1 protein-coding gene is annotated in these 1,415 nt (G+C 32.3%); it reads right to left on the bottom strand.

Features of this window, described 5'->3' with window-relative positions; genetic code table 11:
• Positions 1–133: 133 nt before the first annotated feature.
• Positions 134–1,342 (bottom strand): AAA family ATPase, encoded by a 1,209-nt coding sequence (locus G485_RS27225; protein ID WP_084423381.1) that lies wholly within the window; start codon positions 1,340–1,342, stop codon positions 134–136.
• Positions 1,343–1,415 lie beyond the last annotated feature (73 nt).

Here is a 1,415-nt window from a genome sequence, read left to right as displayed (position 1 = left end):
GTTCTTGGAAGTCTACCATTTTACACAATTATATGGACTCAACTGCAATAAGTCCTGTAACAATGCGAAAAACCCAAACAAAGCAATAAATCACCGCTTTATTTGGGTAAATTGTATTTTATTTAGTAATCAATCACGATACCTGTGCATGAGGGATCTCACTCTGATCAGCTTCTTCTACTCCCATCATCATTTTATAATGTGCATGATGATTTGTAACTTTGAATATTTTTTCAAATATATTAAGGTATCTAGCGTTTGTATCTAATGGATGTTCAATATACAAATCATCACTTGCAAAATGTGACCCGTCATTTGCCCAGGATAAAAGCGATTTACATATTAACTTTTCCTCTTCATCGAATTTATTCAGTATATCATCTTCACTAAAATTACCAAATACTTTAAAATAGTTTTCTATAATTCTACGAATCAAGTTTTGAACCGTTGTTGAAGAACTACTCTGTGTTGCAAATCTAAGTTCTTGCCACATTAACTCATATGAAGTTTTTATTGGATTTGTATCATAGGATTGAGCCTCAGTAACATTATTAACTTTTCTTATAATCCAGAATGTTTCATCATGTAATTTTCCGCCTTTTGAACGCTTTTTATTAAAAGTTACTTCTTTGTGGAAATATACATTATGGGTTAAAACAAATAATTGAACAATATTATTTTGATTGTTCCTGATATCATCAATAAGTTTTAAAATAAGATTGCTAACGATAAATAATACATTGCTATCCAAACTAGAAATAGGGTCATCAATTACAACGACTTTATTCTCTGTAATAAGATCTCTGTTATTACTTCCATTCAACAAATGCATAAAATATAAAAACGTTACGAATGTCTTTTCACCTTCACTCAACGTCTGATTCACATCTTCTCCAGTGGATCGTACCAAGCGATAATTTCCCTGGTTTTGTGTATACGCAAACTTAAAATTTGTAAAATTATACGCTTTTAACAGACGATTCATTTCATTAACGGATGGAATTACACTAGTGATTTGAGCCTCTAAACCCTCGATTTCTGAAATCAATCTGTTTTTCTCAGATGTTTTTGATGAGATCCCATCTTTTATCCCTGTAATCGCATTCTTAATATTAAATTCTTTGCGTACATATTTTTCGTGATTATGCAGATTTTCATTTGCAATGAATCTCCATATTTGATCCTTAAGAAGCTGTTCTTCATGGGCTCGGTTATCAACCAACCTGTTATGTCCAAGGATTTCCTGATTAACCCTCTCAATTTCTAAATTGATAATTTTTACAAATTCGTCAACAGGAACTAATGCAATTTTCTTACTTGGGGCTTGCTGAACAAGATCAATTTAAGCTGCTCCCAACGCATGAGCCTAGACCGTGATTTTCTTTGCGGTTTTCATGCAAAAAATCGGACGGAAC

Origin of the sequence: Cohnella thermotolerans DSM 17683, from assembly GCF_000429825.1 — a bacterium.
In the GTDB taxonomy this organism is placed as follows: Bacteria; Bacillota; Bacilli; order Paenibacillales; family Paenibacillaceae; genus Cohnella; species Cohnella thermotolerans.
Note: the sequence above shows the minus strand (reverse complement) of the source record. Positions and strands in the feature narration are given on the sequence as shown.